12 protein-coding genes and 1 tRNA gene are annotated in these 22,342 nt (G+C 40.4%); 6 read left to right on the top strand and 7 right to left on the bottom strand.

Features of this window, described 5'->3' with window-relative positions; translation table 11 throughout:
- Positions 1-254 precede the first annotated feature (254 nt).
- Positions 255-339, top strand: a tRNA-Ser gene (locus V7L12_RS05840).
- A gap of 208 nt (positions 340-547) precedes the next feature.
- A complete protein-coding gene (locus V7L12_RS05845) occupies positions 548-1,729 on the top strand; it encodes a CapA family protein (protein WP_335082923.1) in 1,182 nt (393 codons plus the stop codon).
- 104 nt (positions 1,730-1,833) lie between these two features.
- Here V7L12_RS05845 and V7L12_RS05850 read toward each other — a convergent pair whose 3' ends face one another.
- On the bottom strand, positions 1,834-3,459 hold the full coding sequence (locus V7L12_RS05850) for a serine/threonine protein kinase (protein WP_335082925.1): 1,626 nt from the start codon (positions 3,457-3,459) through the stop codon (positions 1,834-1,836).
- A gap of 613 nt (positions 3,460-4,072) precedes the next feature.
- Here V7L12_RS05850 and V7L12_RS05855 point away from each other — a divergent pair.
- Complete coding sequence (locus V7L12_RS05855; protein WP_335082927.1) at positions 4,073-8,356, top strand: DUF4347 domain-containing protein; 4,284 nt, start codon at positions 4,073-4,075, stop codon at positions 8,354-8,356.
- Between the two features lie 313 nt (positions 8,357-8,669).
- Here the strand turns inward: V7L12_RS05855 and rpiA are convergent, their stop codons facing one another.
- Positions 8,670-9,380 (bottom strand): ribose-5-phosphate isomerase RpiA, encoded by a 711-nt coding sequence (gene rpiA, locus V7L12_RS05860; protein WP_334819582.1) that lies wholly within the window; start codon positions 9,378-9,380, stop codon positions 8,670-8,672.
- Positions 9,381-9,572: 192 nt separating this feature from the next.
- On the opposite strand from rpiA, the gene V7L12_RS05865 reads away from it, so the two are divergent.
- Together V7L12_RS05865 and V7L12_RS05870 are read left to right on the top strand one after the other, a co-directional pair.
- On the top strand, positions 9,573-10,052 hold the full coding sequence (locus V7L12_RS05865) for a hypothetical protein (RefSeq protein ID WP_335082929.1): 480 nt from the start codon (positions 9,573-9,575) through the stop codon (positions 10,050-10,052).
- Between the two features lie 154 nt (positions 10,053-10,206).
- A complete protein-coding gene (locus V7L12_RS05870) occupies positions 10,207-10,881 on the top strand; it encodes an S-layer homology domain-containing protein (protein ID WP_335083112.1) in 675 nt (224 codons plus the stop codon).
- Between the two features lie 30 nt (positions 10,882-10,911).
- Here V7L12_RS05870 and V7L12_RS05875 read toward each other — a convergent pair whose 3' ends face one another.
- The 5 genes from V7L12_RS05875 to V7L12_RS05895 all read right to left on the bottom strand — a co-directional run bounded on the left by V7L12_RS05875 (position 10,912) and on the right by V7L12_RS05895 (position 19,139).
- Complete coding sequence (locus tag V7L12_RS05875) at positions 10,912-12,270, bottom strand: hypothetical protein (RefSeq protein ID WP_335082931.1); 1,359 nt, start codon at positions 12,268-12,270, stop codon at positions 10,912-10,914.
- Positions 12,271-12,940: 670 nt separating this feature from the next.
- On the bottom strand, positions 12,941-14,026 hold the full coding sequence (locus V7L12_RS05880) for a hypothetical protein (RefSeq protein WP_335082933.1): 1,086 nt from the start codon (positions 14,024-14,026) through the stop codon (positions 12,941-12,943).
- An 18-nt stretch (positions 14,027-14,044) separates the two neighbouring features.
- The gene (locus tag V7L12_RS05885) at positions 14,045-15,241 is read right to left on the bottom strand and encodes a hypothetical protein (protein WP_335082935.1); all 1,197 of its coding nucleotides are present in this window, start codon (positions 15,239-15,241) and stop codon (positions 14,045-14,047) included.
- 13 nt (positions 15,242-15,254) lie between these two features.
- Entirely contained in the window at positions 15,255-16,436 is a 1,182-nt protein-coding gene (locus V7L12_RS05890; protein ID WP_335082937.1) for a hypothetical protein, read from the bottom strand.
- Between the two features lie 57 nt (positions 16,437-16,493).
- Positions 16,494-19,139 carry a hypothetical protein gene (locus tag V7L12_RS05895; RefSeq protein ID WP_335082939.1) on the bottom strand — a complete coding sequence of 882 codons (2,646 nt, stop codon included), beginning with the start codon at positions 19,137-19,139 and terminating at the stop codon, positions 16,494-16,496.
- Positions 19,140-19,452: 313 nt separating this feature from the next.
- Here V7L12_RS05895 and V7L12_RS05900 point away from each other — a divergent pair, with 313 nt between their 5' ends.
- Positions 19,453-22,269: a DUF3131 domain-containing protein gene (locus V7L12_RS05900; RefSeq protein WP_335082941.1), complete on the top strand. Its 2,817-nt coding sequence runs from the start codon at positions 19,453-19,455 to the stop codon at positions 22,267-22,269.
- Positions 22,270-22,342: the final 73 nt, after the last annotated feature.

Consider the following 22,342-nt stretch of genomic DNA (forward strand, 5'->3'; position numbering starts at 1 on the left):
CTCTTTTTATCCCATTCTTACGGATGTTTTTAGAGCCACAGTCAGGACAATTCATGTTTTAGCACCCTATGTTCATACCCTATTATGCAACGCCTCGATGTTTACAGACCTTAATTCGCCCTTGGCGTTCTTGGAGGATTGCGTTACGCAAAAAAAGCGATAATGCTATAGTAGTATAGGGAATCCAGCAATATTTCCCTAAATTTACAGCATTTGAATGTAGAATAGATACTCAAATGTCTGAATAAATAGTTGGAGAGGTGTCCGAGCGGTTCATGGTGACGCACTCGAAATGCGTTTTGGGGAAACCCAACGGGGGTTCGAATCCCCCCCTCTCCGTTCAAAAGATTACTGAAAATTTACTACAAGGTGGCTGAAATTTGCCTACCTTTAACAAAAATCTTGAGCAACTTGTTTGTTTATTTGCAAGTGAGATAGGATTATCGCTTAATATTTAGGTAGTCAAATATTTGCCAAAAACACTAAAATATACACCACCAACACAGATTTTTGGGATAAACTAATGCCATCGTGTGAGGAGTGAACGATGGTAGATCGCAGCTTGGGGCGAGTATTCTCATTTAGTCTTATTAGCATTTTTTTATATCTGGGTATTAGTATAGGAGTGATTATCCGGCTTGGGCAATCACAGCGATTAAACGCTGCTACTACACCTACTGAGCCTGTGCGATTTCCATTAGCTATTCCTGAACTTACGCCATCAACAACGGAACAACAAACCTTTCCAGATACTATTACCATCAAAGCCGTTGGAGATATTATTCCCGGCACTAATTTCCCTAACTATAGATTACCCCGCTTTCGAGATCAATTATTACCAAAGTCAGTGAGAACTCACTTGCAAGGATCTGATATCTTGTTTGGTAATTTTGAAAGTAGTCTAACTAATTATCCCTATACTGCCAAAGATATTAGTCGAGGACAAGTCTTTGCCTTTCGCTCTCCACCTGTATATGCCCAGCTTTTTGCTGAAGCTGGTTTTAATGTGTTCAATATGGCAAATAACCATGCAATGGACTTTGGACCAGTAGGGTTCAAAGATACAATGAAAAATCTTCAGGCTGTGGGCATTGCAACATTAGGTCATAAAAATCAAATTCTTTATTTGGAAGCTAACAATATCCCCGTGGCGATGATCGGGTTTTCTCCTTATGAAATGTATAATTTCATCCATAATTTAGGAGCAGCTAAAGCACTTGTGGCAGAAGCCAAAAATAAAGCCAATATTGTAGTAGTATCGATGCACGCTGGAGCAGAAGGAACGGGGGCACTACACGTTAAGAATCAAACAGAGTTTTTTTATGGAGAAAACCGAGGTAATGCGATCGCCTTTGCTCGAAACATGATTGATGCAGGAGCGGACTTAGTACTAGGACATGGGCCTCACGTTCCCAGAGCGATGGAAATTTATAAGGGAAAAATCATTGCCTATTCTTTAGGAAACTTTTTGGGATATCGGACTTTATCTACAAATGCCCAAACAGGTGACTCAATGATTTTAGAAGTCAAACTCAACTCAGCAGGAGATTTGGTATCAAGTAAAATTATTCCTGTTCGGATGGATCGGCAGGGAATTCCTCATATCGATCAGAGTTTTCAAACTGTGAGACTTATGCGTTATTTGAATAATCAAGCTTTTCCTAAGAATCCGGTAAAGATTAATAAGAAGGGGGAAGTTGTTGTACAGAACAGGCTTGATCCTCTCTAAAATAATTCGTACTTCGTAATTCGTAATTAGTTAGTAGGAGTCGGCGCTGTGCTGGACTCACCGCGCTGCTTCACCAAAATCCCAGATTGAAAATCTAAAATTCACTAGTTATTGTCATCTTGTGGCTTTTCCTCGAACTTCTGAATATTCTGAGGTTGACTATTAGTGGGTGAATTTTGCTTTTCCAGTGTTGGTACTACCACAGCAGAAGGATCTGATTGTTTGGATTCCGTTGGTGGTGCTGGTGATATAAGCACAGGCTTTGATGGACTCACGGGTTGAGGGGAAGCAGAATTTTGACTAGAAGTGGGTAAGTTCTTTTGTGGGAATGGCAATGGTGCGGGGGAAGCATTTCGAGATGAGCGGATTGCTCGTAGTTTCTCCACTAAGGAGGGTGTGGGGGAAACGCTAGGTGAAGGTGTGGATTGTTCGGAATCACCGCGTTGTGATTCTCTTGTAGGGCTGCTGGTAGATGCTTTTTGAGAAGAACGACGATTGCGGCGACGCTGCTTGGAATTAGAGCCAGGTGCTGTTTCGGTTCTTGAGGTAGTGTTAGTCTCTTCACCTCTGGGTGAAGATGTACTATCAAAATTAGGTGCTTTCGCGCCTGATTCTTGAGTTGGCTTTTCAACAAGTGGCTTGGCAGTCGGCTGCTGCTGAGATTTGGGTAATATGCTTGTGATCCCAAAACCTGCTGTAGCAGCAACTAAGGCTACACCTATACCAATAAGTACCTGAGATGATCCCAGTTTTTTAGCCAGTACACTTTCCTTAGCCATGCCTGGGTTGGGTTGCGCCAGCACAGATGGTCTATAAATAGAATTTTGGGCAGTTTTCCCAATTACAGTTGCTGCTTGCTGCGCAGATAAATTGACAGTTGGCACTGCGTAAGTGGACAAGACTTGCGATGTCCCATTCACCTGATTTCCAGGTAGCAATTGCAGCCACTCCGCAACTGTCACTGGCCGAAAACGAGACTCTACCGCCATACCGCGCATTACCGCCTGGTTGACAGCAGCACTCAAATGTGGTTGCAGTTCGCGGGGGGAAGGCATTTGTTCGCGATCGCGCAATAATGCTGGCATGGGAACTTGGGCTGTCAACAGTGCATACAAGGTTGCTGCTAAACCATAAACATCTGTGGCGGGTGTGCGCGCCGCTTGCGTCATATACTGCTCAATAGGAGAATAACCCTCAGAAACCAAACCTGTGTGAGTCTGTCTGACACCGCCATTAAATTCCCTGGCAATGCCAAAATCAATCAGTACTACTTCCTGTGTTCCTTGACGAAGAATAATATTATCTGGTTTGACATCGCGGTGTAACAAGCCGTTGTTGTGTACTACCTGCAACGCTGCTCCAATTTGCCGGATGTAATGAATTGCTGTGCCTTCAGGCAAAGTTATCCCTGGTAATACAAATGCGTCTCCCAAGGTTTCGCCACGAATGTATTCCATCACCATATAAGGCAGTCCAGCTTCCACAAAAAAGTCACTAACTCGGACTATATTTGGGTGAATACACGTAGCTAATCGTCTGGCTTCATCTTGGAATTGGCGCTCGAATTTGGCAAAATCAGGATGTTGTCGCAGCCGTTCATTGATGGTTTTCATCACCACCTCCTGACCCAAGTAGTGATGCCTAGCTTTAAAGGTAATGCCAAAGCCACCCCGCCCTATTTCTTGAATTAGGGTATATTTTCCATCCTGCAAAATTGTGCCTGCTAACATAAAGAGTCCTGAGTCCTGAGCGAGCAGATAAGTAGCGAGTCCTGAGTTTTGAGGGATTTCCCAAAAATTTTCCCATATTTTTATCGGGCAGGGTTCTTGCCTGTTTATTTTACGGGATGATTTAGTTGTTGAAATTCCTGAAGTGAGAAATACCTCCCCATGATCGCAACAGTTTTATCTTTTCTCAGATGATAACGCGGGAGTGCGGCAAGCCTAAACCGGAAGACGGGCTAAGGCTATTTTTTAGGTTTTATAAAAGTCATTTTTAGAAAAGCTATTTAAAACCCAAATTCATCAATTGAATATCTGGCACGATCTTAACAAAACTTGAGAAACCGCGTTTGTGGGTGAAAAATCTAGGTTTTCAGGATAAACCAGCATAACAACTGATTTTTGATACATCTGCTAGATGTGAGTTCGTTCCGAAACGCAGTAATATTACATACTTTTATTGCTTTACAAAAGCGGCAATTTGCTAGATGATGGCAACGAAAGGGAAAATACATTAGTAAACATCTAGTTTTTTTACTCTCAGTAGTTGTGTGAAAACCCTGTAATTACAAGGCGGAAGTCGGTTTGAGTTTCCCTCATTACCCTAGCTCGAAGTAACAAAATGGCAACGCTAAATACCTCAAACTTCCCAGAAAATCACGCAACTTCTACCTCATATACCCATAGTCTAGTCTTCATCGACATGGCGGTTGAAGACTATAGCGATTTAATCAATGGCGTGCTTGATAATGCCCAAGTGTTCGTGCTTGACTCGACACAGAACGGTGTTGAACAAATTACGAAAATTCTGGCAAGTTGCGTAGAGGCGCAGCAGCTTGCCGTTAAACATCGCTCGAATTTGACTAACATTCATATTGTGTGCCACGGTGTCCCAGGTTGCTTACAATTGGGCAACACCCATTTAGGAATTGATACCCTCGACGAATACAGCCAGCAACTCCAACAATGGCAGAAGATATTTTCAGCCTCTGGCAAAAGCGATAACCCCAGTAACTTACTCATCTATGGTTGCAATGTGGCTTTGGGTGATGCAGGGGCAGAATTTGTAGAAAAACTGCACCAACTCACAGGAGCGAATATTGCCGCTTCTCGTCAGCGGATTGGCAATGCAGTATTAGGCGGTAACTGGGAGTTAGAAGTTCGCACTGCTGATATGGAAGTAAATCTTGCGTTTGCAGAAACGACGCGAGAAGCTTACCCAGGAGTACTAGCAACGTTTACAGTAAATAATACCAAAGACGCAGATGATGGTGATCGCAATAACGGCATCACAACACTCCGGGAGGCAATTAACTTAGCCAACGCTACTGCTGGGGATGATGCGATCGCTTTTGGAGGCGTGTTCACAGATACTACTCCAGATACCATCACGCTCACCTCTGGGCAACTGACGATTACCGATGATGTTACCATCTTGGGGACTGGGACATCTAAGCTTACTGTGAGTGGAAAGAATACCTCTACAGTATTCGAGATATCGGGACTAGGGACAGTTGTCAATATTAATGGACTGGCGATCGCTAGCGGCAGTATTAAGATTAATAGAACTTCCATCCTCAGCCTAGCAAAAAGCAGTGTGTCTGGTAATACAGCAGGAAGTGGCATCTCTAATAGCGGCATCCTCAGTCTTGCTAACACCAGTGTCTTTAGCAATACGCAAGGTGGTATCTATAACGGTGGTATTCTCAGCCTAACTAACAGCAGTGTTTATGCCAATACCGGGGGAAGCAAGATTTATAATGGCAATACTGGAGGAGGCGGCATTTTTAATGACGCTTCCTCTGGTAAAACTGGTATTCTCAGCCTAATTAACAGCAGTGTCTCTAGCAATACGGCAAACTCCGGCGCTGGCATCTATAATCAAGGCGGTACTCTCAGGCTGACCAATAGCACTGTCTCTGGCAATACTGCAACCTCCGGCGGTGCCATTTTTAACGGAAAAGATGATGGTTATGGTTCCGGATTAGCTACTCTAACTAATAGCACCATCTCTGGCAATACAGCGTTAAAGGATGGCGGTGGCATATACAATGGCGGAGCCTACGCCAGTGACAACAGCCTCACCCTAATCAGCACTACAATTAATAACAACACAGCTGACTCAGATGGTGATGGTACTGGCAATGGCGGGGGTGTTTTTAGTTCCTCTGATTCCTCTGTTAACGTCAAGGTTAGTAACACCATCATTGCAGGCAACTTCGACAAGTCCACCTCCGGTGATATACACCCTGACGTGAGTGGTGGGCTGATTGACTCCGGCAATAACCTGATTGGCAATAATACTGGTAGCACTGCCTTTACCACCAGCACCCTCGTCGGCACAAGTGCTAACCCCATTGACCCCAAACTCGGACTGCTGCAAAATAACGGTGGTGCAACCTTTACCCAGGCGTTACTTGCGAAAAGCCCCGCTATTGATGCTGGCAATAATTCCCTAGTTCCTAGTGGTGTCACCACTGACCAACGCGGCGCTCGATTTAACCGGATATTCAACGGTGTTGTTGATATTGGTGCTTACGAAGTCCAGTCCCCCATCACTTTGCCACCTGTTAATACTGCCACAGTGGTGACTAATACCAATGATTCTGGCTCAGGGTCGTTGCGGCAGGCTATCCTCAATGCCAATTCGACTCTTGGGGCAGATACGATTACCTTTGCGGGCGTGTTCACCGATGCCACCCCAGATATTATCACCCTGACGTCTGGGAAACTAACCATTACCGATAATATAACCATTTTGGGCGCTGGGGCATCTAACCTCATTGTGAGTGGGAATAATTCATCGGGCGTGTTTGAGATATTGGGTTCTGGAACAGATGCCAGCATTGATAGCTTGAAGATTGCTAATGCTAATGACCCCTTGGGCAGTATTTTGCTCAATAGCAATACCAGCCTCAGCCTGACTAACAGCAATGTCTCTGACAATAGAGGGGAGGTAGGCGGCATATTTAACAGAGGAACACTCAGCCTAACGGGAAGCACTGTCTCTGGCAATAGCGGGTCGTCCTTAGGCGGCGGCATCTTTAACAAAGGCAACCTTAGCCTAATTAACAGCACTGTCTCTAATAATAATGCAAGCGTCGGTTTCTACACAGCTTATGGTGGCGGCATATTCAACACAGGTAAACTCAGCATAACTAACAGCACTGTCTCTAATAATAGTGCGATCGCCAGCGGTCTTGGTCGGGGAGGCCCTGACCCCTACCCATCTTACGGCGGTGGCATTTATAACTCAGGCACCGTCGATATCACTAACAGCACTGTCTCTGATAATAGTGCGGCAGACGGCGGTGGCATCTCTAACTCAGGTACTTTTAGCTTGATTAACAGCACTGTCTCTGGTAATAGTGTATATTACACCGGCGGCGGTATCTTGAACAGCGGCACTCTCACCCTCACCAATGACACCATTACCAATAACACAGCAGAGGGCTTTGGCTATAACGGTGTTAGTGGCAACGGTGGGGGTGTTGTCAGTAATGGCACTGTTATCGTTGGTAATACCATCATTGCAGGCAACTTCTACACAGTTTTTTCTGATGATCCCAACGATTCCGGTAATTCCCGCGACGTTTCCGGCAACTTCAGCGACGCTGGTAATAACCTAATTGGCGATCGCACTGCTAGCACCGGCTTTACTACCAGCACCCTCGTCGGCACCAGAACCAACCCCATTGATCCAAAACTCAGCCCCCTGCAAAATAACGGTGGTGCAACCTTTACTAATGCCTTACTTGGGGATAGTCCCGCCATTAACGCTGGCAATAATGCTCTGATTCCAGCAGGTATCACTACCGACCAACGCGGCGCTGGATTTAACAGAATATCTAAGGGTAAAGTTGATATTGGTGCATTAGAGTTTAATGGGCTGAATGGAACCAATGGCGCTGATAATTTAGTAGGCAAGAACTACAGTGACATCATTAACGCTCAAGCCGGGAACGATACCATCACAGGTAATCAAGGCAACGATATCCTAACTGGTGGCGGCGGCAAAGATAAATTTGTTTACAACTTAGGTGACGGTGTTGATACCATTACCGATTTCGGTGGGCTAGGTAAAGGCTCAAATCCATCAGCAGCAATCATTGCCGAACTGGATATCCTCAAATTTCAAGGTGCTGGATTGACAGCCCGAAATCTGCTACTCACCCAGAATTCTAACAATCTGGAAATCACCTTTGAAGGGGTGGCTGATGACAAAGTTATCCTGCAAAACTTTCCCCTGGAAAACCTAGAGAACGTATCGGCAGTGGGCAATATCCTGTTTAATGGGCAAACCAGCATTAGTCAAAGCTTTGATGTCTTCGATGCCAACTCCACCCAAAACGCTATCTTAAACAAGAACACAGTCACCTTTCTCAATGACCTGAACAACAATCTCAATGGCTTTGACAACTCAGCAGATGTTATTAATGGTCAAGGGGGCGATGACCGCATCGACGGCAAGAGTGGTAACGACCTGCTGCGCGGTGGCGCTGGTAACGATACCCTGCTTGGTGGTGTTGGTAATGATACCCTGCTTGGTGGTGCTGGTAATAATAGCCTTATGGGAGGTGCTGGTAATGACATCCTCCTTGGCGGTGATTTTAGTGATACGCTGACTGGCGGTAGCGGTAATGACCAGTTCATCTACCAAACCCTTAGCAATAGTGATACAATCACTGACTTTAATAAAAGCGAGGATAAATTAATCCTTACTGACTTGTTTAAGAGTAGAGGCTACAGTGGCAGCAATCCCATCGGTGATGGCAACTTACAATTTGTGCAATCGGGTACTTCTACACTAGTTCAAGTTTTTGATTATTATTCTTTTTACACCTTTGTGACTTTGAATAATTTCACCGCGACAAATCTGGTAGTTGGTACTAACGTCATCGTCTAGCGCTCGATTCTAGTCTGTAGCGACTGTCTTAAGATTGAACCTCACACGACTTCGAGTCGTGTGATTCCTGCTTCAGGGGTCTGTGCCTGAATTACTCTCTTGTATTACGAGTTCTCCACAAGCATTTAGAGCCTCCGGGATACCATTAACGCAGAGTTAGACGAAAAGGGCGATTTAATAATTATTGAGCAAGACGGGGGCAAAGCAGCGATCGCATATTGGGGCATGAAGACTATGAATTTTGGGTTACTGTAGCGAAAGAAGATTTGGATTTTAGATGTCTCTGAAATCTAAAATCCAAAATCTAAAATTATTACAGTTGCCGCACTAATGGCTGACCATCTTTGACTTCACCAATTAAAACTAAATCGACACAGTTAACGAAGATGCCATTTTCCAGAACGCCGGGAATGTTATTCAATGTCTTTTCTAGTCCGGCTGGATCTTCAATAGAGTCAAATCTGACATCTAAGACAAAGTTCCCTTGGTCTGTGATTACTGGTCCAGCTTTTTTTACACCCATGCGGAGTTCTGGTTTGCCACCGAGTTTTTTGATGGCATTAGTTACAGGAGTAATTGCCATTGGAATCACTTCCACGGGCACAGCGAAACTAGAACCTAAGCGGTCTACTAACTTGCCACTGTCTACTACGACGATGAACTGTTCTGCTAGGTAGTCTACGACTTTTTCGCGGGTATGTGCTGCACCACCGCCTTTAATCAAATTCTTCTGCGGATCGACTTCATCTGCGCCATCAATGGCAATATCTATGCGATCGATAGCATCCAAGGTGGCGAGAGGGACACCATACTGCTTCGCCAGCACTTCTGACTGAAACGAGGTAGGTATACCAATGATATCTTTGAGTTCACCAGACTTGAGGCGATCGCCCAAAAACTGAATTGTATATGCTGTAGTTGACCCCGTACCCAACCCGACAATGGAACCCGACTTTACTAAGGCGGCGGCGGCTTTGCCAACTTCTTGCTTCATCAACTTTACGGGATCTGCTGCTGCGGTCATTGCCAAAACTCCTGAAAAACTGACTATAGTCCATAGTAGTGGGCAGATAACATCAAAAGATGAAAGGTAAAAAACAAGTTTTTGCTAATTTCTACTTCCTTGATTAGGGACTTCCAAAATATAAAACATCCTAGTGTCCGGAACAAAGGAGATGACTAATGTAAAATAAATGTATATTAATATACGAATTTAATGAACCACCCCCAGTACACCGTTCCTACTTTTAAGCAACTTTTCGCTGAGATTGACCCTGAAATAGCAAATACCTTCACGGTAGAGCAATTAGAAGCGATAAAAAAGGGTTTGGCCTCTCGTGCTAGGACACGTCATTCTTTAGACATAAGAGTTTCAGTACCAATTCCCGGATTAAGGTTTTATCTGGTGTTGCTAGCAGGTTCAGAACGTCGCTCTCAAGTGCGTTTACGCTCTGAAAAAGGTTTATATCCTTTTTGGACTCCTGCCAATATCTTGTTCCTCATAGGATTTCTAATCATTCTATCGACTTGTAGCTACACTATATTTTCTTTTGCATTGTCTTCACTTACTCCCACATCTAGCTCCTATTACCCGACTTCAATTCCTTGGATTTACAATAAATCGGAATGTGAACACACTGGTAGAATCTGGAATGATGGGAAGTGCTGGGATACTGAACACAGTCCTAATTTTTAAAATTTATAGCCACACCCTACGTAGCTAAAGCAACATTGCCCAGCCTAAATTCGTCACTAGCTGAGTTACAGGTTATTAGGAACACCAAATTTTGCGTTAACCTCAGTAACGTAGTTTTTTAAATTCACGTTAGCAGTTAAAAGTGCTTATCATGATGCGTCAGCTTTCAATTTCTCTATCTTTAATGGCACTACTACAAAGCTTGCCAGCAATTGCTCAAGTACCAGAATCTACTTCTGGAATCCCAGCTGATTCCATTCAACAGGTAACTGCTGTCAAATGGATGACAAACTTTCCCGATGGCAAATTTTATCCCGAAAGGTTACTGAGTCGGGCAGAATTAGCCTCGATTATGGTAAAAGCATTTCGCCTAGATAAAAGAGAAGCTGTTACCAAAGAAAATTTAACTATTCCAGATGTTCCTCGTTCTTATTGGGCATTTAATGATATACAGACAGTCCTAAAAACTGACATCATGAAAGGCTATCGGGGCAATGAATTCTTCCCTAACCAAAAGGTGACAAGGGCAGAAGCTCTGGCTATTTTCGCCCAGGCTTATGGTGTATTTCAGTTTCCCGATGCCGCTGTGAATGAGATTCTGGCTTCACATCCAGATGAAAAATCTATCCCAACTTGGGCTAGAAAAGCGATCGCTACAGTAGCTACTGAGGGATTTCTGAATACAGATGCTCAAGGCAATATTTCTCCATTAAAACCCGTAACCCGTGGGGATATGGCTTATGTATTGAGTAAATATTTGCAACGACAACAGCAACAACCCGAAACACCAGAAGTTCCGATGATTCCAAATAGCCCACAATCACCTTAGCTAGACTTTATCAAGCCAACATACTCAAAATCAGTTTTGGCCGGGATTTCTATACCTGTCTCGAAGTTGACGAAGATATAAAGAATTAGACTGTGTTGGTTGCTGTAACACATTATTCCCATAATTAGATTGTGGTAGTTGGGTCGGTTGCTGCAACACATTATTCCCATAATTAGATTGTGGTAGTTGGGTCGGTTGCTGCAAGCCATTATTCCCATAGTTAGTTTGTGGTAGTTGGGTCGGTTGCTGCAAGCCATTATTCCCATAATTAGATTGTGGTAGTTGGATCGGTTGCTGCAAGCCATTATTCCCATAATTAGTTTGTGGTGGTTGGGTCGGCTGCTGCAAGCCATAATTCCCATATCCTACAGGGGTTGTGGGTGTGACAACACTTTGACTCGGACTTTGGCTAGAGTAAGGTACAGTATTACTTGGTGCTACATTAGGCACTACTTGACCGTTATTTAAATTACTGTAGGGATTTTGTGGTAAGTTCGTACCCGTAGTTAACCCATTATTAGGCAATACCTGACCGTTATTTAAATTACTGTAGGAATTTTGTGGTAAGTTCGTACCCGTTGAAGTGTTGCCTGTCCCAGCAGTTAACCCAGTGTTTGGTAGAGAATTCTGACTGGTTAAGCTATTGATGGGTGGCATTAGCGTTGTTCCTGGAGCGGAGACTTGCCCTAAAGCATTTGTCTGAGTTGCAGTTGTACCACTGAAGCTAGACAATTTCTGGTTTGTCGATTGATTAAGCGCTGCTTGCAGAGGGTTGATAGAGAGAGAATTTTGATTCTTATTGGTTTGATTAGCAAATCCAATACCCAAGCTAGAGGATGTTTGATCTCCTCCTGTTGGTTCAGATGCCGCATTTAAGGTTTTAAGACCTAGAAACTGGCTACTACTATCAACCGTTCCAGTACGCAATAAATTGTCTGTTTGTACGACAAACGGATTTTTCGCGGCTGGAGAGGTGTCGCCGTTAACGCCTAAATCAGGATTTAATTTGGTATTATTAGCAGACTTTTGTTTGTTACTTACATCATCTAATAAGCCTTTGCTCTTGTTCGCTTCAGTCTTTTGCTCAGACCCATTCGCTGTTGATGAGAGAGTTGCTTGGTCAAGGTCATTAAATAAAACTGGCAGGTTATCAATATCTGCTGCAATAGCTTTGTTTTCTTCTGACAGGGAGGAATCAGCAGAGTTTTGTAAAACAACTGGTTTTTTTGGCTTAGAAACGAAAATATCTGGGTTTGACCAGTATTCCCAGGTTGCTAACCCCACTACAGATAAAAAAATTGCAGTTCCCCAAAAACCAGGTCGCCCTAGATTCCATAACCTGGCTTTGAGATAGCGTAAGTAGGCGGGAGGATAATGACGATTTGGCATGGGATTGGTAATTGAGATTTACTATAAATTGCTAAAATTCCCCGGAAAAGGGATTGCTGTTTGATACTTTTACTCGCCTGGGAAGGAAATGTCTCAACTGAAGTTTGATTGTGATTTTATCGTAACTTCTCAAGAAATTATTAGTCATTATTAAGTCAAAAATTTACTATTTACGTTTTTAGACTAAACAGTTTAGTTTAACAGGTTTTGAGTATCTTATGCTGCGATCGCCCCAGCTTCCATTTTCGCTATCTTGATTTTCTACAGGATTAACAACTCATCGATGGATAGCTACAATATTCACCTTGGGGAGCAGACAAAGTAACAAAGTATCAGAGGTGGCATCTCTGCAATGAAAATATTTTAAATAGTTAATGAAAAATAATTACCGACTGTAATTTCTTTGTAATGATTTAGGTGCAGAGCAAATGCATCTAAATTTTGACAAAGTGATACGTAAAGGTATGTTTAAAGTAGTATAAATAAACTAGATGACTAGTTAAGTGAACGATCGCTAGTTCTACCTCCTTCAATAAATCCTAAATATGTCAGAGATTGCTGATTTCTCGGCTTCTAAGCTTTTGTCGTTAGCTTGCGATCGGGGTTTGCGGTGCAGTTTCCGAAATAAGCAGGCGCAGGAATGCGCTGATATTCAACATAAACCTGTTTCTCAATTTTCAATTAATACCTTTGCCACTTTTTGTAGCAGAGATGATTGACTATTATCACTGATCTTTAAAACATTTTGAGTTAGTGTACTAAAATGTAAAGCTGTGATGGGATGCTTGATAAGTTCTGATGTCTGAATTGACGTTTGGGAATATGTCTTCCCAATCAAATGATAGACTTTAAACCCTTTCTTAAGAGAACTATCAAGATTTTTCCCAGGCGGAACATAATACTGAACAAATATTTTGTTCTGCAAATCCAAACATATCATACTTTGTATTCGCTTAATGGGTTTAACTTCACCGTTGTAATACGACACCAAAGGGAATAATCTACTACTATCTTCATTTTGAATTTCTCGGTTAATTTTTAGAGTTCCCTTTTCCATGTCTTCAATAATACCATTGCGTCCAATTAAAGTTGGTGTATACAAGTCATTTGTATAGCAACTAATATATAACTGCTCCGATTTATCTACAAAATATTGTTGATCGTCAATTAATTTCTCTGACTTGTTTTTTTGCCTTCTTAAAAATTGAAATTCTTTTTCGATCTGTTTCATATCGCGCATTACATTTTTGATATATATGCAACCCTCTTTATATAAGAATTCTACTGCTACGGCTTTAGCTTCCTTTTTTCGATGACTACGCACATATATAGTAAAGAATTTTTTTTCGGGAAATGATTGAGGATTAATTCGCAAGCCAAACCTAGGATTTACAAGACTTTGCCTCATCCAGTTCTTAATTCCCAATTCAATCAAGACCTTCTGAAATTCAGGTGAAATATTTATTTTGTAATTATCGCAGAAATGTTTCGATTGTTTGCTATCTTCTTGACCTTTTAAATAGCAGAAAATAGAACCCTCTATGTCCAAAAAGTCCCCATCCGTAAAAGCCTGCGTGTCTAGGAGCAGAGTATCTTTATCAATTTTATAGTTCGTATAATTAAGAACCGACCAGGCAGATTTTACATCTCCAACAGCCCTAAATTCTAGTACATTTATTCCTTGTATGCTAAAAAAATCTCCTGTATCTAAATAGTTAAATCTTTTCTTTAACTGTGAATAGAAATCAACTTTCACTTTATTATCTATTTTTGTTCATGGATACCAGAGACCATCCTTTCTCTGGTAGGCCATTGAACCTGCTTCTTCTTCCAAAAGTTTATTGAAAACTAAATAGTTTTTTCCCTTATCAAAATTAATATCTGACCAGGGAACAACTTCAGTAATTCTCCAGCAAGGCTCGTCCTCACCCTCAACTTCTATTTGTTCATAGGTACTAACGGTTGTTCCAGAATTATAAAATGTGAGTAAAGATACCCCTTGATGTTTCAGAAAATTTTTCAGAAATTCTTGTTCAGATTCAGTCAGATCAACTCCCGTATTGTTAATAATCTCTAATGATTCTACAGATTCTATGTTTTTGATAAAAGGGTTTTCTAAGTAATAGTCAGCCTGAAAATGAAGAGGATTAAAGTCAATACCACACTCACTTAAAAAAACCTCAAGTTGTGTCATGAGATTTTGATAATGATAAACTTGAGTCTTTTTGAACTTATTAAAATCTGCCTGATCTTTAGGGAATTGCATAAAATAAATAGAGTTTTTACAGCGAGCCTCAAGGTAACGTTCAAAGTAGTAGTTCTTGTTTTTATAGACCAACAAGTCTCCCAAATTGTCACTATCTGTAGTTATATACTCATCATTTGGTAACAATAGTCGCCTTTTTCGAGATAAGGTTAATGTGACTACATTATGGTTATTGTATTTAATTAACAGATTCTGTCCCCAGACTATAAGGGCATTTTCTGATTTGCTAAGACTCCTGGAATGAAGTAATAGTAATTCCTCAAAACCATTCATTGTCTCTACAGATAAACCTGGAGAAAGAAGATAAAATTTAAAAACTAAATTGAAAATTCTTTCTTGATTCTTGCTGAATAACTGTTTCCATCCAGAATGGCTTTTATTTGGAGATAGAAAGAACACATTGTTTTTACCATCAACGTAGGAAAGGAAGTACTGAATGTCTGAATATTTAGGTTTTTGTCCATTTACAGAAAGTCGTTCTTGGATCTGACTTTTAATGAATTTATGCTGTTTTTCGTAATAACCAGCCTGTGAATCTTCATCTTGGGAATACTCATCTTCAGCAACCTGATATTTAGGATCAAAATGCTCAATTCCTTTACCCATCTTAAAGAGATATAGGTAAAGTTTTTCAGCAACATCTTCTGGATTCAGTAATATCTTTAGCTGGTTTGTTCTTGATTTATCTGAGAATGCTTTAGTCATTTTATCTCTCATCTTATTTCTCCTTTGGGAACAAAAAGTCTTTAAGTATATTAGATTCAACTGGGATATTGTAGCGATCAAAGTAAATTAAATTTCCTGAAAATAATATTGGTGAGTATTGGTTATTTTTTTCTTGTTTTGCGTGCAAATTTAGAAGTAACCCTCTCACAGCATTAAACTCTGGATAGTCTGAAACAATAGTATTCAGCTTGTTTTGAGTTTTCTCTAGCATCTGATTTGAAAGGCGATTCCCCGAAGCTACACTCCAGGCTTTAACATCAATACAAAATAGCGTATTGTCCTTGATATAGTACAAATCAAACCGCTCATACAACTTGTGATATTTTTTAAAATCTAGCAATGGCTCAAAACCATCCTTGTCTTTTATGGTTTTCCAGTCTTTACCTTTGAAAACTACATCTTTAATCCAGCGTTCTGCAAAATTTTCGGTTAGTGATGGATATAACATATCGTAAAAGAAATGTGGACGCGGAATATAAGTATTAAAAATTTCCGGTTGTGGAATTAACTCATTGTACAAGCTGTAAATTAAATTACTTGAAGGATCTAGTAAGCCAATTTCATTTCCTTCCAAGTCATAACCTTGAGCATTTGTTTTGATAGATTCAGGATATAACCGCTTCTGGTAAGGATAAATTTTTTCCCCATTGATGCTATCGCTGATAATCTGGAACTTTTTGCCGTCTTCCTTCACAGAAACTAAATATGGGGTGAATTCAAGTTTTTCTGCGTTGCTATAAAATAATGAATCAATAAATTCGTCAGGAAATAGCTTTAACTCTCGTAACTTTTGCAGATACCTGTTTGGCTCTTTAAAAACAACTGGATCGCGTAAAGCGCTCCACATTTTTGTAATAGCAAAGGCTGTTTTATCTTGGTGAAAAGTCTCAATATTATCCAACATTTTTTCTCTGAAATTTTGGAAATTTAGAGAAGCATTAGTCTCATGATATACATGCTCATCATAATCATTAATTGCTCGTTTATTCTCTTCCTCTTGAACACTTAAGTAAACTTTGTGGTTGTTAACGGAAAACTTACGGATTTCATTCGGCTCTTCCCGCTCCAGGTATCTGTAAAAATTCACTAAATTTTTTCTGGTTTCTTCATTAACGAAAATCTTTCCCATTTGGTTGGGAAAATCACGTCTTTCAGATCTGCCAATAGCTTGCAAAATTGCTTTGCCTAATAAAATTTGGTGTTGCTGGTCTCGAAATGCTCCAGCTTCCGGTTAGCTCAGGTATTTGTTGAAATCTTTTATTTCAAGATTAGAGTCTCCCAAATTTACAATACTTTTCATTAAAGCAAAATGATAAAGTGTCGTAGATTTTTCAGACTCTTTTGACTTCTTCTGTGATGGTTTCATTACTGTGTAGTAACTGTCCATTAACAAAACTAAAGAGTCGAAATCTTTTTCATCGCCGTTGTGATTTTTTATGATAGGGTTCAATCCTTTTGAAGCTGACTGATAAGCCGATATAAAGAATATTTTCTGTCCTTCTTCTTCAACAAGCTCATCCAAATATATTTTTTTAGTTGTTTGATCAAAGTAAAGTTTAGTGAAGGATGCTTCGTATAAAATTATTTTAATACAAATATTGCTCTGATATTTTTGATGCTTTAAATTGATATAATATATATTTGGATGCTCTGATGATTTCTCAAATACAAAGTTTGCATGATGAAGTTTCTCCCAAAAACTCATCAACTTTTTAATCCAGCTTATGGTTTGAGTAAAAGCAATTGTTTCTTGAATTGAGTCCTCTTCACACAGGTAAAATAAGAAACGAATAAAATTTTTTAACTCTTGTATTTTGTAAATACCAAACCAAGTACCATCATTCTTACAATCATTGACAAAATCTTTTAAGATTTTGTTTTCAAATCTTTCTGCTACTTCTTGAGTTTTGTTATTTGGAAAAGATGATAAATTTTCGTTAAAAAAGTTGACTGTAATCTGTCGCTTTGCCTCACGCTGATTTCGGATTTCTTCACAAAGCCAGATTTCTTCTTCAACCATTGATTTAAATGAACTTTTGCCAGATTCATTACGCAAATTATCTTCTAAATAACGCATATCATAACTTGTGCTTAAATCCCCAAAAATTCCTCCTGTTGCTGAGATAAGAAAAATTACATTACTATTATTAGTTAGCATGGAATTTATCTTGAATTCAGGCGAAGTCAATATAACCGTACTCCCAATAGAAACTTCTCTAAGTGTGTGATTAATCAAGTTATTCTTAGGATTTTGATACCGAGAAATTTCTTTAATATTTATGATAGATTTATAGCTTTCATAGACATAGGTACGGTTTAAGTATTTGAGCAGCTGATTTGGCAATGAGCTTTCTTCACTTGCCTTTTGGACTCTAGCTATCTGTTCTGACCAAATATCTAAAGAACGAGATTGAGAATCTTCAGCATCCAAAACATTAACCAGAAAATCTTTGATGGTTTTGATTTGTAATCGAACAGCTAGAATGGCATAAATCAATTCTGCCACAGAGGTATTATCTGAAACTTTTTCCTCAGTGATGTGAACATGACCGCCGGAAGGTCTGGTTAAAAATAGTTTTTTCAGAGGTTCAATGTTGTAGATGTATAGGTTGTTATATGAGAAAATGCTCATCAATTCATCACTGATTTTGTTGTAAAGCTGCTGAGAAATCAACAAACTTCTATTACTATCGAATTTTGAAAATACTCTGGATAACATTTCAAAATCTAATACAATGGGGTTATCTTGATCGGAATCATCGAAAATCCCAGCAATTTCTTCCATTGATTTTTCAAGTCTTTTTATAATCGTTACTACCTGTTCCAAAAAATTGATAGAGTTGCCTTCCTCAAAGGTCAGTCGTTGATATACTGGGGCAAATTTTTGCAATTTTGGGTCAATATCTTTGTTTTTCTCAAAATGTTCTTGAAATTCGTGCAAAGCTCCCTTATTTTTATCAACAAAATTTAGAAATTCTCTGTTTTCATTGTTTTGAGTAGAAAAAAGAATAGAAAATTCCCTATTAATAGATGACAACGCATTATTAATTGCCAACATTTGAGGTGAAATGATATCAATTTTTTCATTTAGCATAATTTGATATCCATCTTCCTGCTCATCAAATGCAAGGATAAATTTTCTGGAGCTATTTGTGTGCTGAATAACGTATTTATCAAGCTCGTTGCTTTTCTTTACCCATGTTTTACCATTATGGATAAAGTATGGAATAGCGGTTTCAAATTTATCATAAGTGAGCATCAAGATGCCAGATTTATCTTGCAGGAGATGAAGGGGGAAAAATATCCCAACTAACTTTAAACATTCATCTGGCCAACTTGAACGATCCAATTTACATTTGATTGTAAATTCTAAAAAGTTTTCAAGTAAATTATTCAGTTGACGTATTGCTTTCTTAGTCTCGGAACTATTAAATTCCTCATTCACTAAACCTACACTTTGGACATACTCAAGGCGGCGTATAACATCTTCTACTGTCTTGAGTTTTTGTTGGCTTTCCTGAACTTTTTCATGAGGGTATATTTTTGGATCGATCTTCCAAAACTTTTTGTTTTTAAGGATTGAAGGTATCCATTTTTTGTATGATTTGATATATTCATCCGTCGTTTTCATTTCTAAGGAATTTAGTTTATAGACGGGAACATCTGGATATTGACTGCTAACTGAAGTGGGAACACATAAATGTTCTCTTAATGGGGCAAAATATATGCCGATTATCTGAGTATTTGGATGCTCTTGAATCGTTTTATATATAGCTTGAAACAATTGATGAGTCTTTCCTGATCCTGTACCATAATTGATGAGTTTGAGTTGAGGACGGTTTTCTCGAAAACTATCTTCAATTGTTGTAACCCACATTCCGCACCCATAACTGTCACACCCCAAAGAAACGGATATATTTAGTACATAAGAACTAATGATTGGGAGAATTGACTATTTTCTCTATAACATCTCTTTTTGGGCAAAATATAAACTTTTTACGTATACAGACCCCGTTTAAGGAAACAATATACAAAATTTCCGTGTAAATCACCCTGATATTTATAACTTTTGCGAATATCATTCACTAGCGCTACTCGACTCTATCGATAGCTGTACAGACGCGCTCCTAACTCCTTCTTTGCTTATGCTATACAAGCACCATCAACAAAAGCTGTTGAGATGGATTGCATTGTTCCTAATTGGAACATTTCTGCAATTACTGTTTTACATCCCGACACCAGTCTTATCCCAAAATTCCAATAACTGTAGCAATATTACAACCCCGCTCACATCTGAAGAACAAACTTATGCTCGTGCGGCTTGGCAGTATTTTGTCAAAAATTATCAGCCAGCAACGGGATTTACCAATTCTACTGGGGGTTATCCTTCAGGTACACTCTGGGATATGGGTAATTACCTAATGGCATTGAATGCTGCACGTTGGTTGAATGTGACTGAGCAAGCAGACTTTGATGCACATCTAAATAAGTTTTTAACGACTCTTAGCAGCTTGAAGTTGTTTGAGAATACTTTGCCCAATAAAGTCTATAACGCAGCCACTGCACAAATGGTTGATTATGGTAACAATCCGTTGGAGCAGGGTATTGGTTGGTCTGCTTTGGATGTTGGGCGAATACTGGCTGCGTTTGATGTCATCCGTACCTGTCATCCTCAATATAATGACTGGCTCAAAGGGATTGTAGCAAAGTGGCAGGTGGCGCGATCGCTTAAAGATGGACAACTTTTTGGCGCTACTGTTTTGCCTGACAAGAAAACGTTACTAGTACAAGAGGGACGACTCGGCTACGAAGAATACGGCGCTAGGGGTTATCAACTTTGGGGTTTCTCAGCACCCAAGGCTATTGCTTTAGAACCATTTAAGTTAGTTGAAATTAATGGTGTGCAAATTCCTGTTGATAGCCGTGACTTTCAAAGCACCAACGCTAATAATTATGTTGTGAGTGAGTCTTATATCCTTGATGGGATTGAATTTGGCTTGCAAGGTGAGTTAGCTGATTTTGCTACTAGGGTTTTAGATGTGCAAAAACGGCGTTTTGATACCACAGGTCAGTTAACTGCGGTAACAGAAGATAATATCGACCAAGCACCTTATTTTCTCTACAACACCGTCTATGCCAACGGTGCAAACTGGGCAACTATTACCGATGCTAATCAGCCTTATCCACAGTTTCGCAGCATCAGCACAAAAGCTGCTTTTGGTTGGCGCTATTTGTTTCCAGATAATGCTTATGCCCAAAAGGTTTTTGATGCAGTTAAGGATCTCCGCAGTCCTGATGATAGCGGTTACTATGCTGGTATCTATGAAGAATCAAAACAACCCAACAAAGCTTTGACAGGTAATACTAATGGGTTAATTTTGGAGATTTTATACTACAAAGCTAGGGGAAATCACCCTTTAATTGCTTCTACTTCTGCGAGTGTGTCTACTAGCAAGCCTAATGAAAATGCTTCTGGTGCAACACCCTCAAATCAACTGAATTCTACTGGCAATCCCAGTGAAAATGCTTCTGGTGCAACACCCTCAAATCAACCGAATTCTACTGTTACAACTCCGATCGCAACCCCTGCGGATACTTCTAAACCTACAGAAGTAGCTGTTACACCTATTCCACCAGTAGATAGTCCCCAGCCATCATCTCAACTGAAACTAGCTCGACCACTGACGCCTGTTGAACGGCGCTATGCAGAGGCGGCTTGGCGATACTTTCAAGCAAATTATCACTCCAAAAGTGGGCTGATAGACGATCGCAGTGATTTCAAAGGTGCAACCCTCTGGGGATTGGGAGATTATCTAGCGGCACTCCATGCCGCGCGATCGCTCGATACAATTACCCCCAAAGAATTTGACCAGCGCACCCGCCATCTATTAGCAGCCTTGACAAAGTTACCGTTATTTGCAGGGGAATTACCGAGTCGAGGTTATGATACCAGAACCCTCCAACCAGTAGATTATGGTGGAAATCCAGTTCCCGAAGGAAACGGTTGGTCAGCTTTAGATTTAGGTAGAATGCTGGCAGCGCTTTACAACTTAAAAAGCTGTCATCCAGAATACACGGCTGCCGTAGATAAAATTGTCCTGGATTGGTCATACTTGCGTGTGGTGCGCGAAGGTATTCTTTCTAGTGCCACTGTCACCAAAGAGCAAGATGGGCGATCGCTTATCCGTGTTAATCCTGAAACTCGCTTAGGTTATGAGGAATATGCAGCTCGTGCTTTTCAATTATGGGGATTTAATGTGGATCGTTCTGCTGTTGGGGGTGAATATCAAACTGCCTCAGTGGAGGGATTGAAAGTCCCAATTCAACGCCATCGCACAGATACTAATTCCAAAAACCAATACACAGTTAGCAATCCTTTTGTACTCTATGGATTGGAGTTTGGACTAGATCCACAAATGCGATCGCTCTTTGAGCCAATTTTCGAGGCGCAAGCTGAACGTTACCGTCGCACCGGCATCTTCACAGCCTCAGCCACCACCTTGATTGATCGTAAACCTTACACTGTCCACAGTACAATTACTGGGCAGGGTGATCCTTGGGTGGCTTTAGGAGATAATGGTCAACCTGTACCAAAAGGGCGATTGGTAAGTACAGCAGTCGCTTTTGCCTATCATGCCTTGCTTCCAGAAAACAAGTACAGTCAACAGTTACTGCAAGGAACGACTGACTTATACAATCCATTAGTTGGATTTTATGAGGGCTTTTATGAAACCACGGGTAAAACGGCAGTTGGTTTCACCAGCAGCACCAACAGTATGATTTTGCAATCCTTGCTGTACAAGGTAATGAATCGACAACCCCTAATTCGTCCGACTTCCACCATGAAATCTCCTTGGTGGCAAGAAGTTACTAAGGGAAATTCTGGGCGAGGTCTACCCAAAACTGCAATACAACGAACTAAGTTAATTTCTGATAGTTCTGGAAGTTACTGGGTTTCAGGTGGCGAAAAGACTCCGTTAGTAACTGGCACAAAAGTTACAGAATAAGTTGGAATGCAACTTACTGTAATTACAAAGCTGTGTTTGTTAATAATCAGTCGTATTTGGGAATACTTGTACA

Origin of the sequence: Nostoc sp. (genome assembly GCF_036918245.1) — a bacterium.
GTDB lineage: Bacteria > Cyanobacteriota > Cyanobacteriia > Cyanobacteriales > Nostocaceae > Nostoc.

Excerpts from the sequence above, each read along its gene's own strand:
- V7L12_RS05845 (WP_335082923.1), top strand. The coding sequence starts at position 548 with ATGGTAGATCGCAGCTTGGGGCGAGTATTCTCATTTAGTCTTATTAGC.
- V7L12_RS05850 (WP_335082925.1), bottom strand. The coding sequence starts at position 3,459 with ATGTTAGCAGGCACAATTTTGCAGGATGGAAAATATACCCTAATTCAA.
- V7L12_RS05855 (WP_335082927.1), top strand. The coding sequence starts at position 4,073 with ATGGCAACGCTAAATACCTCAAACTTCCCAGAAAATCACGCAACTTCT.
- rpiA (WP_334819582.1), bottom strand. The coding sequence starts at position 9,380 with ATGACCGCAGCAGCAGATCCCGTAAAGTTGATGAAGCAAGAAGTTGGC.
- V7L12_RS05865 (WP_335082929.1), top strand. The coding sequence starts at position 9,573 with ATGAACCACCCCCAGTACACCGTTCCTACTTTTAAGCAACTTTTCGCT.
- V7L12_RS05870 (WP_335083112.1), top strand. The coding sequence starts at position 10,207 with ATGCGTCAGCTTTCAATTTCTCTATCTTTAATGGCACTACTACAAAGC.
- V7L12_RS05875 (WP_335082931.1), bottom strand. The coding sequence starts at position 12,270 with ATGCCAAATCGTCATTATCCTCCCGCCTACTTACGCTATCTCAAAGCC.
- V7L12_RS05885 (WP_335082935.1), bottom strand. The coding sequence starts at position 15,241 with ATGACTAAAGCATTCTCAGATAAATCAAGAACAAACCAGCTAAAGATA.
- V7L12_RS05895 (WP_335082939.1), bottom strand. The coding sequence starts at position 19,139 with ATGTGGGTTACAACAATTGAAGATAGTTTTCGAGAAAACCGTCCTCAA.